The sequence below is a fragment of the Clostridium magnum DSM 2767 genome, from assembly GCF_001623875.1.
In the GTDB taxonomy this organism is placed as follows: Bacteria; Bacillota; Clostridia; order Clostridiales; family Clostridiaceae; genus Clostridium_AM; species Clostridium_AM magnum.
Map to the genome: position 1 here is coordinate 1,038,618 of NZ_LWAE01000002.1, position 12,764 is coordinate 1,051,381.

A 12,764-nucleotide genomic window follows, 5' to 3' on the forward strand; every position below is an offset into this window, starting at 1 on the left:
TCCTGTAATTGAAAAAGTATTGAAACTAGGTGGTGTGGTAACATATATTGTTATGAGTAGAAATTTTATTATTAAGCTTTTATTAGATATCGAATGAATTGACAGGTTCTCCTAAGTTATTTGGAGTATTGCCAACCATTTTGTTATCTTTTTCTGATGATTGATGTAAGCTATGTGTATTGGGTCTCAATAGACTCCCATTTAAGGTACATTTAACAGTACGAACAAATGTTATGGTCCATAAGGCAACTAGAATGAGTATAAGAATAATAGTATAATAATACACCAATTTAGAATGAAAATAATCTGCCATTTTTAGACTGGACATCGCATAAGCTCCTAGCGGAAAAATAAACGCCCACCAGGAAAGAGAAAATGGAATTCCTTCTTTCATAAAATTACGACAAGAAATCAGTAAGGCTACGCCAAGAAACCAAATGCCCATTCCCCAGATAATTGCCGCTGTAAAATAAATAAGAGATTCTGAAGTGATAATGCCAAGTGCTTTTGATGTATCTGCTAACCCTAATAGTGATACAACTGCAACACTAACTGGACCTAATGGTATCCAGAATGTAGGAGTTAATGATGTCGATGGTATTGAGTGAATGGCTAGACGTGTAAAAACAACTCCACCTATAAACAAAAACAAAAAAAATCCTATCCCGAAAAATGCTAAATTTATCAAAAGAACGTCTCTTGCTAAACCTGGATCATTAACCAAAAGCATCTTAACAAGGGGGTTTCCGATAAGGGGTACCGCCATATTTCCAACGGGAGGAATAAGCCATGAAAAATTTATTACCCCGGGTAGATTTTTTTCTGAACGTATCAGATTATATCCTGCATATATCCCAAATATGGCTGCGCCGATTACCCCAATCATCCAGGCTGAAAAACAAAGATATACCAATGATTCACCTAAAAAAGGTTTGCCCATAAGGGCAAAATTTGAGCCCAGAATTATTGTTGCTAATGGCATAGTAACGAAGAAATTACCGGTGATTGGATGATTAAGATCTTTTTTCAATAGGTCAAAATGATTAAACCATCGGGTAACCCAAGGGTAAAGGAATAGAATGAATAAAATTGCATTGAGTAAAGCAAGAATAATACCAAGATTATGTCCTATGTGCCAGTTATTTGCCAATAAATAAAGAATATTAGCAAGGCTGCCTGTCCCCATAATAATTGTAAACCAAGCAGGAGAAAAATATTTAATTATATCGACTCTTTTCATTTACAGTCCTCCTAGTTTTTAAACTATATTTCTGTCAAAAGTTATAAAAAGGAGCTATGAAGTGGAGAATGTTTATAGATCCTTTTTATAACTTTTTAGAATAACTTTTCTAAAATTAATAATACTTTCTCTGTTAAAGGAAAGTTATAGCCGTTGATTCGCCACTTCATAGTTAATCTTCTAAGCAAGCCAAGTATAAGATCTGCAAGTTCTTCACAAGTAAATTTTGTAGAAATTTCTCCAAAAGTCTGTGCTCTTTCAACTAAATGTACTATGTAATTTGAACGCATTTTAAAAATATCTTTCATTTCAGTAGCTACAATATCATTGTCTCGAAATATTTCCTCAGAAAATACTATAGATGTAACTGAGGGATATTCCTCAAAAAATTCCGTATGAGATTGAATGAAAAATACTATCGATTCTTTAGGGTTTAGTTTTTTTTCATTAATCGAATGTATTACATTCTGAACGAAATCGCTAAATATCTTCAATACAGATATCACTATATCTTGTTTACTTTCAAAATGCCTATATATAGCCGCTTCTTTTATTCCTTGTCGTTTAGCTAATTCACGAATAGAAAAACCCTGGATCCCTAGTTCATCGATAATTTCAATAGCAGATAGTGTGATACTCTCTCTACGGTTTAAACCTTGATTCAAAAGAATCAGCTCCTTTTTACTGGATTGGGTGTCTTAACAACTAAAATTTCAAAATTCTCTCCTTCAGATGCATAGACAGCATGAGGAATATTTTTTGGACTAATAACAATATCTGTTTCACTTACGACCCCTGATTCTTCTCCAACTTCTATCTTTCCTTTACCACTTACTACATAAAAGAAGACATCTACAGGAGTTACATGGGTGTCTACCTTTTCTCCAGGTTTCAAAAGTAAGTTCATAATGTTTACTGCTTCAGATTCAAAGACTTTTCGGGCTGTTACTCCTCTAGGATTTAAACCCTTCGCGAGATTTTCTAATTTAATAATTTCCATTACATTTCCTCCTCGTATAATAAGTTTATAGCAGTTATTTACTGCCTATAAACTTATTTATTTTTTATATTTTGTATAGATTAAGAAAGCATCTCAATTTTTCTAGTGGGGATTCTCCCAATTCAGTATTGCTGATTCTTATACTTTCCGATCTATACTGTTTTAACCTACTATTTATTAAAGGATTTTCTAATGCTAAAATAGTCATAACGGAACTTTAGCGAAGGTTACTGCTGTATTCCTCCTGCAAAACACATTGTGTTATTGCCTGTAAAGCTTGCAGCCTGACCAAAGTATCATATTCTGCTTACACAAATGTTGCATCTCCTTTCGCAGCCACCAGCAAGGTTTTGCGTCTGGATGAATGCTAATTACGCGAGGTTGCAGTTAGTACTTTGGATTAGGATAATCCTTTCTAATTTCCTCATTATTTTTGAAAGGTGGTGATTTCATGAAGAAATTAGATTACTTATCAACTCTATTTGTTGGTATCGATATTGGTGCGAGACAAAATGTTGTCTCTGCTATTAATTTTGAACAGGAATTCTTGATTAAGATGAAACCTGTTCCTAATACGCAATTTGGTGCAGAGCAACTTGAATCCATGCTTGTTAAGGTTTTAGAAAACAATACTTTTAAAGCTGTTATAATCGGCTTAGAATCTACTTCCTTTTATGGAGTACATATAGCCAATTTTTTATCTGCTAGTGAAAAACTTATGACTTACAAACCTTATGTTTACTGCTTGAATCCTAAGGAAGTTGCTAACTACAAAGAATCCTTTAATTCTCTTGATAAAAATGATGGCATTGACTCTTTTGTTATTGCTGACTTTGCAAGAGTTGGCAGAATTCATATTGAACCTTGGCGTGGTTCTCAATATCTTGCTCTGCAAAGACTTACAAGGCACAGACTTCATATTGTTGAATGCTTAACTAGAGAAAAAACTTACATGTTATCCAATGTATTTCTTAAGTTCAGCGAATTTGCATTATTACAGGGAGAAGATCATCCTTTTTCTAATAAATACGGTGCTACCGCATCTTCAATACTTACTGAATTTCTATCTTCCGAAGATATTGCAAATACATCAATTGAAGAACTTGTTGACTTCGTCAATAGAAAAAGTCGGAAAAGGATTTCTAATCCTCAGATGACTGCTGAAATTTTGCAGCAAGCTGCACGTAATTCATACCGTCTTGATAAATGTTTGTATGAGCCATTAACAACCTCTATTGCTTGTTCTTTCAACTGTATTCAGGCTTTTGATAAAGAACTTAAAGGTATTAACAAAGCCATTGAAAAAGCTGTTATGGGAATGAATCCTGTGGAATACAAAATATTAATGTCTATTCCTGGTTTTGGCCCTGTTTACTCCAGTGGCATTCTTGCTGAATTAGGAAGTGTGCATGCATTTCCTAGTAATGATGCTATTGCTAAATACGCTGGCATCGTGTGGAAAGAAAATCAATCTGGAGGTTTTAAAGCTGAAAATACACCTATGAACAAAGCTGGTAACCGTTATTTACGCTATTATCTCATAGAAGCTGCAGGAAGTGTTGTTTGCCATATTCCTGAATATCAAGAGTTCTATCAGAAGAAATTTGCTGAAGTAACTACACATCAGCACAAACGAGCACTCGCGCTAACATCTCGTAAACTTATTCGTATGATTTTTGGATTGCTGGCTAAAAATCAGCTCTACTCTTCAAATAGAGTAGATTAATCTATATAAATTATACGAACATACTTTCTCATTGGACTGTATGTTTATTAAGGTTACCCATTTTTAAAGAAATCATTTGATTTTCTTTTCATTTTGTTCTTGACATATTACCAAATTGCTTCAATAATATAATTAATTACAATAAACGCCGCATACTCTGTGAAGATAAGGGGCATACTGTCGTGAAAAAGTTCCTATAAGTCTACCCTCGATAAATTTTAGATCTCTTTACACATTGGTCAAAATTCATCCCTTCATTTTTTAGTTAACGTTCACTAACATAAGAATAACAAAGATACTATATAGTGTCAATAAGGAATTTAAAGGGGGTACTTTTAGGTAAAACAACAATTAAAATAGTCAGTTGAAAGGGAAAAATAGTTTTAGACCAATTATAATAGTACCCTTTTCTCACTAGATAAGAGAGAAGGTATAAGTAGCGAAGTGGCCTGTGGAGATACTATGTTTCGGATATTAGATGGTACAGGCGAGCTTATGATAGGTAATAATGCTTTTACTGTTGAAAAAATGAATCCCTTAGTTTTATAGATCATTATCTTTTAATAGTCTCAAAAGTTCTTCAATGTATTAATATACTTTATTTTGAACATAGACAAGTGAAAATCACTATGCTTTTGATACAGAAAATATTAAACCAGCAGGAAAAAATTATTAAATATTTAATGACAGTAACATATGATACCGAATTTATATGAAAAAATATATATAATATATATATATTGGAAATTTAAAATAACTACATTATACAGGGAGGAATTTAAATGAGTATGTTTTGTTATCAATGTCAGGAAACTGCTAAAGGGACAGGCTGTACAATAAAAGGGGTTTGTGGGAAAATAGATAAAGTTGCAAATCTGCAAGATTTAATGATTTACACATTAAAAGGTATTGCAATACTTCAAAAGAAAGGATTAGAGGATGGTATTAAATTTACTAAAGCTAATCATTTCATGTTAAATAGTTTATTTATGACTATTACTAATGCTAATTTTGATGATGCAGCTTTTATTCAAATAATAAAAGAAGGTATAGAACTTAGAGAAGAAATAAAAAAAGAATTAGTAGGTAAAGGAATAGATTTAGGAGAATTACATGATGCAGCTACTTTTGTTGTAGAAAGTGATTCAGAGCTTTTAGCAAAATCAGAGTCTATTGAAGTAGGAATATTAGCTACAGAAAATGAAGATGTACGTTCATTAAGAGAATTAATCATTTATGGAATTAAAGGTATAGCTGCTTATGCTGAACATGCATTTAATTTAGGAAAAGAAAATGAAGCAATATATGATTTTATTGTAAAAGCATTAGTAGCTACATTAGATAATACATTAAGTGCAGATGATTTGGTAGCGCTTACATTAGAAACAGGAAAATTTGGTGTAGATGTTATGGCTCTGCTTGATGCAGCTAATACAGGTGCTTATGGAAATCCTGAAATAACAGAAGTTAATATTGGGGTAAGAAATAATCCTGCAATATTGATATCAGGACATGATTTAAAAGATCTAGAGGAACTTTTAGAACAAACAAAAGATTCAGGAGTAGATGTTTATACACATGGTGAAATGTTACCAGCTCATTATTATCCTTTCTTTAAAAAATATTCAAACTTTGTAGGTAATTATGGTAATGCTTGGTGGAAACAAAATGAAGAATTTGAAGCTTTTAATGGACCGATATTATTTACAACCAATTGTATTATACCACCAAGAGATAGTTATAAGGACAGAGTTTATACTACAGGAGCTACAGGATATCCAGGCTTTATACATATAAAAGAAAGAGAAGATGGTAAAGCAAAAGACTTTAGTGAAATTATAGCTCATGCTAAGAACCTACCAGCACCAAAAGAAATTGAAACTGGAAAAATTGTTGGAGGCTTTGCGCATGCACAAGTATTTGCTTTAGCTGATAAGGTAATAGAAGCAGTTAAATCTGGAGCTATCAGAAAATTCTTTGTTATGGCTGGCTGTGATGGAAGAATGAAGTCAAGAAACTATTATGCTGAATTTGCTGAAAAACTACCAAAAGATACAGTAATTTTAACAGCAGGTTGTGCTAAATATAAATATAACAAATTAAATTTAGGTGATATAGGTGGAATTCCAAGAGTTCTAGATGCAGGACAATGTAATGATTCCTATTCATTAGCTGTAATAGCTTTAAAATTAAAAGAAGTATTCGGATTAAATGATGTAAATGAACTTCCAATTGCTTATAATATAGCATGGTATGAGCAAAAGGCTGTAATAGTACTTCTAGCATTACTTCATCTAGGAGTAAAAAATATTCATTTAGGACCAACTCTTCCAGGCTTCTTATCACCAAATGTGGCTAAAGTGTTAGTAGAGAATTTTGGAATAGCAGGAATTGGAACTGTTGATGAAGATTTAAAAGTGTTTTTAGGATAATTATATTTATTTTCAAATTGACTTAAAAAGAACTAAACGTAGATTTAGTTCTTTTTTTAGTTTTAGAAATAATAGAAAAGTATTTCAGCTTCTATGAATGTCTGCTTTATTTGTACTATCCACTATTTTTACAAGTTAATTAGATAAACGTAGTATAAGTTACCGAAAATAATAATATTAAATCCTATAATATAGTCAGGGGAAGGATACTGGCACATTTCTAATACTAAGTTCAGATACCTGCTCAAAAATATTAATATAATTTTTAAAAAATTTGAGTTGAATAATTAACAATTATTTCAAAGCAAGTACTAACGAGATCAACTACTGGTTTTTTCGTAGGATTTGCTGCGGTAGCACTTTATGGAACTACAATTGCTGAAGTCAATTAGTACATCAGTTACTAGAGTATATGGTGGAAAATTCGCTGATAGACTGGGTGGAGAAATCGTTTCCGTAACATCCCTTTCTATAATGCTTTTAGAAACAATATGTATGGTAATAGCTAATTTATTACCATTAGCTATAGTTGGAATTTTATTATTAGCTGCTGGAATGGGAGTAACTAATGCCGCTGTATTCAAGATACTTTCAAAGGAAGCTCCACATACAATAGGAGGAGCTGCAGATGGGTTGGAGGATAGGTGCCTTGGAGGCTTTGTAACACCACCTGTAATGGCATCCTTTATAGATAAAACTCGTGCAAATTTAAGTGGATTTTCAAAAGGCTTTTTAGTATTTTCAGCATTGGCTATAATGTCATTAATAATTTTGGGCATATTTAGGATGGGTTCAAAGAACTCTGCTGCTACTAGCAAAGCATAAAAAGTTAGTAAACGTGATGGGCATCACAGAGTTAAAAAAGAAGTTGTGGTATACCTATCATTGTGATACATTTATCATATAGTGGGAAGCAAAATTAATATATAAAAATTGATCCTTCCTCATATAAAAGGATAAAACTTTATATCATACTTTAAACCTGAGCAGTAGTCTGAAGTAAGACCACAATTTATAGAAGCTGACAATATAGATATGTAATACAATATAAAAAATTTGAAAGGGTAGTAAATTCGTTTGCCGAGGAAATTAACAAACTTAGTGGAGCTGCAGTAAAAAAGGCAATGTTTTTAAAAGAGAGTAAAAGTAGTGATACAATTGCATCGGCGTTAGCAGGTATGTTTGTAGGTTTTGGTATTATACTTATATTTACGGTAGGAGGTCTGCTATCATCTGTAAATGCACCAGCTACTAAAATGCCAATGGGATTTTCTTTTGAAATCGCATTAAGCTTAGTATTAGCTGCTGGTTCAGAACTATTTACAGGTAATAACATGATTATGCCGATAGGTGCCATAGAGAAAAAGGTTTCTTGGAGTTCAGTTTGGGATATATGGATTTTCAGCTACATTGGAAACGTTTTAGGTTCCGTAGTGTTAGCTGCATTGTATGTACAATCTGGACTTTGGAGAGGTACTACAGCAGAATTTATTTTAAAAACATCAGCTGCAAAAATGACAGCACCGTATATGGAGCTGTTTGTAAGAGGAATTTTATGTAACATTTTAGTGTGTTTAGTAGTATGGTGCTTTTTTAAATTAAAAGATGAAGCTGCAAAGCTTATCATGGTATTTTGGTGTCTGTTTGCATTTATAACTTCAGGTTTTGAACATAGTGTAGCAAATATGACATTGCTTTCAATAGCTTTAATGATTCCACATAATGTGCCAGTATCTCTTAATGGATTTATGTATAACTTAACAGCGGTGTCATTAGGTAATATTGTTGGTGGAATGCTTTTTGTAGGTATAGCATATTGGTATATATCTAATAAGAAAGTCTGAAGAATTCAGATAAATAAAATAAAGTAGCATAGGGAGGATTAAGATGGGATATAAGTTAAACTCAGAAAAGTTTAATAATTTTTTAGCCGCAATAGGGGATGAATATAAGGTTTATGCTCCTATACTTTTAAAAGGTAAGGGTACCTTCTCAGATACAGATACTGTTAGGTATGGTCAAGTTAATAAAGTTGAGGAAATAGAATTTAATAAGAAGTCTAATTTCTCGCCAAAGGAAGTCATACTTCCAATTACACAAACTATATTTTACTTTACAGAAGATAGTGTAACAGAACCTAAAGCAGATGATAAAAAAGCATTAATATTCCTAAGAAGCTGTGATATACATGCTGTTAAGAGACTAGATCAAATCTATTTAAAGAATGGTGCAGAAGATCCATATTACAAGAGATTAAGAGAAAAAGTTAAATTTGTACTTATGGAGTGTGAAAACAGCTTTGAAAACTGTTTCTGTGTAAGTATGGGAAGTAACAAAACAGAGGAATATGATCTATTTGTAAAAGTAGTAGATGGACAAGTTTTTGTTGAATGTAAAGATGAAAGCTTTAAAGCATATTTTCAGGCTTATGAACAGTCTGAAGTAAGTCCCCAATTTGTAGAAACTAACGAAAAAGAAGTAAAAGTTCCTGAGAACTTAGACACAAGCGTATTTGGTTGGAGTGGATGGAGAGAGTATTCACAGAGATGTATAGCTTGTGGCAGATGTAATACAGTCTGTGGAACCTGTGCTTGCTTTACAATGCAGGATATATTCTACAAGGATAACGAAAAGACTGGAGAAAGAAGAAGAGTCTGGGCTTCCTGTCAAGTGGATGGATTTACAGATATGGCTGGCGGACATAGCTTTAGAAAAGATCAAGGTGAAAGAATGAGATTTAAAGTTATGCATAAGATTTATGACTTTAAAAAGAGATTTGGTTATCACATGTGTGTAGGTTGTGGAAGATGTGACGATGCCTGTCCAGAGTATATCTCACTTTCAAATTGTATAAATAAATTAAACAACGCTATGGAAGAGGTGAAGTAAATGGAGAATATATATTTACCAAAGGCTAGTAAGATAATTAGTATTACTCCACATACAGATATTGATTATACATTTAGAATGGAATTTACAGGTGATGTTAAACCTGGTCAATTCTTTGAGGTTTCTATACCTAAATACGGAGAAGCTCCAATATCTGTCTGTGAAATAGGAGAAGGATATATAGATTTAACAATCAGACGTGTTGGGGTAGTTACAGATGTTATCCATACTTTCTTCCCAGGAGATACACTTTTCATGAGAGGACCTTATGGAAATGGATTTGATGTAAATATATATAAGGGAAAAGAAGTTATTGTAGCAGCAGGTGGAACTGGACTAGCTCCAGTAAAGGGAATTGTAGATTATTTTTCAGCGCACAGAGATGAAGTTAAGAACTTAGATCTTTTAGTTGGATTTAAATCACCAGATGATATACTGTTCAAAGAATCCCTAAAAAAATGGAGTGACAATGTAAATGTTACAGTGACTGTAGATAAAGCTGAAGAAGGATATACTGGTAATGTTGGCTTGATTACTACTTATATTAAAGATTTAAAAATCGAAAATATAGAAGAAGCACAAGTGGTGGCTGTTGGACCTCCAATAATGATAAAGTTTACTATAGCTGAGTTTCTTAAAAGAGGAATCAAAGAAGAAAATATTTGGGTTTCCTATGAAAGAAAAATGTGCTGCGGCGTAGGTAAGTGTGGACACTGTAAAATGGATGATACTTATATCTGTTTAGAAGGACCAGTGTTTAACTATACTAAAGCTAAAAATTTAATGGATTAAAGGGGGGGAAGAAGTATGTCTATAGATATTAATACAAAAAAGTTGAAAAAGAACGCATTTAGAGTAACAAAGGAAAGAGGAAAAACTGCAATAAGAATAAGGGTTCCAGGCGGACGTATGGAAGCAAAACATTTTGAAATACTACAAAAAGTTGCTGAAGAGTACGGTAATGGAACTGTTCATATAACTATTAGACAAGGATTTGAAATACCTGGGATAGATATGAGAAACATCCCTAAGATAAATGAACTTATTCAACCTGTAATAGAAGGTTTAGAAATAAATCAAGTGGATCCAAATACAGGGTATGCTTCATCTGGTACAAGAAATGTATCTGCTTGCATAGGAAATAATGTTTGTCCTTTTGGTAATTATAATACAGCTGCATTTGCAAAGAAAATGGAAAAAGCAATTTTCCCTAATGATCGTCATGTAAAAATTGCTTTTACAGGATGTTCTAATGATTGCATAAAAGCTAGAATGCAGGATTTTGGGATTATAGGAATGACTGAACCGCAGTATGATAGCTACAGATGTATAAGCTGTCAAGCTTGTGTTAAGAATTGTAAGAAAAGATCCACAGGAGCATTATCTTTTGAAAACTTTAAGGTTGTAAGAGATCATGACAAGTGTATTGGCTGTGGAGAATGCGTTGGAAAATGTCCAACAGGTGCATGGACAAGAAGTGATGAAAAATACTTTAAGCTAGTTATAATGGGAAGAACAGGAAAGAAAAACCCAAGACTAGCTCAAGACTTTGCTAAGTGGATAGATGAAGAGAGTATAATAAAAATTGTATTAAACACTTATGATTTTATAGAAGAGTATATTGATAAAGATGCACCGTTAGGTAAAGAGCATATTGGATACATTATAGACAGAACTGGATATCAAGAATACAAGAAATGGGCATTAAAAGATGTAAGCCTAGGAAATAAAGTTGAGATAAAAGATAATATTTATTGGTAATAGCCGATTTAAGGAACGGGCGTTAGTGTTATTTATATCTATAATTAACACTAACGCCCGTTTTTTAATTATGGGCTTTAGCCTGTTGAGTGATAGCGAAACATTAAACTACCTGCTTTGCAGGTGGAGGACAAAGGGTTATACCACAACAAAAGAAAAGGGTATAGAGATATTTAGAATTAACAGTTTGTCTGATTTAAAAACTGGTTGTTTTGGCATATTAGAACCATCGGAAAATTGTTCTGCAGCAGATAGTAGTGATATAGATCTTATACTCATGCCCGGCGTTAGCTTTTGATAGGCAGGGTGGACGACTAGGATATGGAGCAGGATTTTATGACCGTTTTCTTACGAAAATGAGCAAAAGGGTTGAAAAAATTGCTTTAGCATATCAGCTTCAAGTAGTAGACAGTGTTCCTATGGAAAGCTCTGATGTAAGAATAGATGGAATCATTACAAATGATTCATTTATTCATCTATAAATTCTAATTTTCCTAAAAGTAAAACAAAAGGCCGATCTAAGAAACGGCCTTTTAATTCTTATTTCTTTCTAATAGCTACTCTCCAAATTTCTGGTCCTTGCTCAATATACTGCCAATCAAATTTATCTTCACGCTCTATTAAAAATTGATAATGTAGAGGTCTTGGATCATGATCATTAGTAAGTTCCATAACCTCTCCAGAATTAAGTTTATCGAAGGTGTCAAATATAATAGTATGTTTATCTCTAGGTTCGTATTTTCTTGCATCTACCTTTGCAGCAAATTGTATCATTTAAAATCATCCTTTCATATTATACTTGTTTTTATATATTTTCTCTATTTTCCAGGAGTAAAAGGACAGTAACCTATCTTATCACTCTTGTTTTTCATTTCTATCCATAATTCCTTATCCTTTATTGCATCTATAGCTGTAGGATATAGGATGTAGTTTTCCTTATAAATGTGATCTCTGAGGTGAAAAACGATATACTTTGCTAGCTCGTCTACTTTTATCTTGCACTCACTAAAGTCCATGGCTTGAGCATTATGCGCTGTTTCTTTAAGTAATCTTTTTCTCTTTCTCAAATCATCATGTTCCATTCTCATAATTCTTGTGGGACCAGTGATATTCCTTTTTTCAAGTTCTGGGAACAGTACATCTTCTTCTCGTTTATGATGTTTTTCAGCATCTATAATATTACTTGCTAAATGTTCTAACTTTACAAATAAGTTTGGATTTTCACTGTAACTATTTAGAATTTGAATATCTAGATTCAGCGCTTCCAGCTCTGTCAAAAACTCTTTTATCTTTTCATGTTCAATTATAAGAGTATCTAACATGTGTCCGGGCTCAATCTTCTTTTTTAGCTTTACCAATTCATCACTTAGAACTTCCATATGAATGTCACAAAGGTTTCTCAAATCCTGTGGATCCATGCCCTGCTCAATAAGGCGTTGCTCTGCAACAGATAACTCTATAGGGTCTATATTTGCTACTATAGTCAAGGCTTCTTTTCTTGATTCTTCTGTTACTCCTGCATTAAGCTTTTTGAGAACAGCCGTAAGCTTTTCGATTCGAGCTTCATTTACCAAATTCATATATAATACCTCCTACATATTCTCTTAATTCATTTAACTTATGAGCTAATTTTACTACTGAAAATTATTATTTTATGTGATTCAAATCAAATTTTGTTGATTAATTTTTTACAGGTATAGAAAATTAGTAATTATC

At 32.7% G+C, this 12,764-nt stretch carries 14 protein-coding genes; 9 read left to right on the forward strand and 5 right to left on the reverse strand.

The features are described from left to right. Window positions 1-82 precede the first annotated feature (82 nt). From CLMAG_RS12255 to CLMAG_RS12265, 3 genes are all read right to left on the reverse strand, one after another. Window positions 83-1,240 carry a TDT family transporter gene (locus CLMAG_RS12255; RefSeq protein ID WP_066622434.1) on the reverse strand — a complete coding sequence of 386 codons (1,158 nt, stop codon included), beginning with the start codon at window positions 1,238-1,240 and terminating at the stop codon, window positions 83-85. A gap of 95 nt (window positions 1,241-1,335) precedes the next feature. Continuing rightward, entirely contained in the window at window positions 1,336-1,905 is a 570-nt protein-coding gene (locus tag CLMAG_RS12260) for a TetR/AcrR family transcriptional regulator (protein ID WP_066622436.1), read from the reverse strand. A gap of 5 nt (window positions 1,906-1,910) precedes the next feature. After that, the gene (locus CLMAG_RS12265) at window positions 1,911-2,240 is read right to left on the reverse strand and encodes a cupin domain-containing protein (RefSeq protein ID WP_066622438.1); all 330 of its coding nucleotides are present in this window, start codon (window positions 2,238-2,240) and stop codon (window positions 1,911-1,913) included. A 451-nt stretch (window positions 2,241-2,691) separates the two neighbouring features. On the opposite strand from CLMAG_RS12265, the gene CLMAG_RS12270 reads away from it, so the two are divergent. The 9 genes from CLMAG_RS12270 (at window position 2,692) to CLMAG_RS30755 (ending at window position 11,530) form a co-directional block, all read left to right on the forward strand. Continuing rightward, on the forward strand, window positions 2,692-3,966 hold the full coding sequence (locus CLMAG_RS12270; RefSeq protein WP_066616512.1) for an IS110 family RNA-guided transposase: 1,275 nt from the start codon (window positions 2,692-2,694) through the stop codon (window positions 3,964-3,966). A 782-nt stretch (window positions 3,967-4,748) separates the two neighbouring features. Then, window positions 4,749-6,398, forward strand: a complete 1,650-nt coding sequence (gene hcp / locus CLMAG_RS12275; protein WP_066622440.1) for a hydroxylamine reductase — start codon at window positions 4,749-4,751, stop codon at window positions 6,396-6,398. A gap of 363 nt (window positions 6,399-6,761) precedes the next feature. Next, the gene (locus CLMAG_RS12280; protein WP_066622446.1) at window positions 6,762-7,223 is read left to right on the forward strand and encodes an MFS transporter; all 462 of its coding nucleotides are present in this window, start codon (window positions 6,762-6,764) and stop codon (window positions 7,221-7,223) included. A gap of 215 nt (window positions 7,224-7,438) precedes the next feature. Then, entirely contained in the window at window positions 7,439-8,242 is an 804-nt protein-coding gene (locus CLMAG_RS12285) for a formate/nitrite transporter family protein (RefSeq protein WP_278330539.1), read from the forward strand. 43 nt (window positions 8,243-8,285) lie between these two features. Next, complete coding sequence (asrA, locus tag CLMAG_RS12290; protein WP_066622450.1) at window positions 8,286-9,287, forward strand: anaerobic sulfite reductase subunit AsrA; 1,002 nt, start codon at window positions 8,286-8,288, stop codon at window positions 9,285-9,287. Beyond that, window positions 9,288-10,079 carry an anaerobic sulfite reductase subunit AsrB gene (asrB, locus tag CLMAG_RS12295; protein WP_066622452.1) on the forward strand — a complete coding sequence of 264 codons (792 nt, stop codon included), beginning with the start codon at window positions 9,288-9,290 and terminating at the stop codon, window positions 10,077-10,079. A 21-nt stretch (window positions 10,080-10,100) separates the two neighbouring features. Continuing rightward, the gene (gene asrC / locus CLMAG_RS12300) at window positions 10,101-11,048 is read left to right on the forward strand and encodes a sulfite reductase subunit C (RefSeq protein ID WP_201787650.1); all 948 of its coding nucleotides are present in this window, start codon (window positions 10,101-10,103) and stop codon (window positions 11,046-11,048) included. A gap of 85 nt (window positions 11,049-11,133) precedes the next feature. Continuing rightward, on the forward strand, window positions 11,134-11,346 hold the full coding sequence (locus tag CLMAG_RS12305; RefSeq protein ID WP_139264325.1) for a 5-formyltetrahydrofolate cyclo-ligase: 213 nt from the start codon (window positions 11,134-11,136) through the stop codon (window positions 11,344-11,346). Further along, window positions 11,315-11,530 (forward strand): 5-formyltetrahydrofolate cyclo-ligase, encoded by a 216-nt coding sequence (locus CLMAG_RS30755; protein ID WP_082831902.1) that lies wholly within the window; start codon window positions 11,315-11,317, stop codon window positions 11,528-11,530. Before CLMAG_RS12305 ends, CLMAG_RS30755 begins: the two co-directional genes overlap by 32 nt. 58 nt (window positions 11,531-11,588) lie before the next feature. On the opposite strand, the gene CLMAG_RS12310 is transcribed toward CLMAG_RS30755, so the two are convergent. Together CLMAG_RS12310 and CLMAG_RS12315 are read right to left on the reverse strand one after the other, a co-directional pair. Continuing rightward, entirely contained in the window at window positions 11,589-11,822 is a 234-nt protein-coding gene (locus tag CLMAG_RS12310) for a DUF2249 domain-containing protein (protein ID WP_066622462.1), read from the reverse strand. Window positions 11,823-11,866: 44 nt separating this feature from the next. After that, window positions 11,867-12,628: a DUF438 domain-containing protein gene (locus CLMAG_RS12315; RefSeq protein WP_066622464.1), complete on the reverse strand. Its 762-nt coding sequence runs from the start codon at window positions 12,626-12,628 to the stop codon at window positions 11,867-11,869. Window positions 12,629-12,764 lie beyond the last annotated feature (136 nt).

Excerpts from the sequence above, each read along its gene's own strand:
- CLMAG_RS12255 (WP_066622434.1), bottom strand. The coding sequence starts at position 1,240 with ATGAAAAGAGTCGATATAATTAAATATTTTTCTCCTGCTTGGTTTACA.
- CLMAG_RS12265 (WP_066622438.1), bottom strand. The coding sequence starts at position 2,240 with ATGGAAATTATTAAATTAGAAAATCTCGCGAAGGGTTTAAATCCTAGA.
- CLMAG_RS12270 (WP_066616512.1), top strand. The coding sequence starts at position 2,692 with ATGAAGAAATTAGATTACTTATCAACTCTATTTGTTGGTATCGATATT.
- hcp (WP_066622440.1), top strand. The coding sequence starts at position 4,749 with ATGAGTATGTTTTGTTATCAATGTCAGGAAACTGCTAAAGGGACAGGC.
- CLMAG_RS12280 (WP_066622446.1), top strand. The coding sequence starts at position 6,762 with ATGGAACTACAATTGCTGAAGTCAATTAGTACATCAGTTACTAGAGTA.
- asrA (WP_066622450.1), top strand. The coding sequence starts at position 8,286 with ATGGGATATAAGTTAAACTCAGAAAAGTTTAATAATTTTTTAGCCGCA.
- asrB (WP_066622452.1), top strand. The coding sequence starts at position 9,288 with ATGGAGAATATATATTTACCAAAGGCTAGTAAGATAATTAGTATTACT.
- CLMAG_RS12310 (WP_066622462.1), bottom strand. The coding sequence starts at position 11,822 with ATGATACAATTTGCTGCAAAGGTAGATGCAAGAAAATACGAACCTAGA.
- CLMAG_RS12315 (WP_066622464.1), bottom strand. The coding sequence starts at position 12,628 with ATGAATTTGGTAAATGAAGCTCGAATCGAAAAGCTTACGGCTGTTCTC.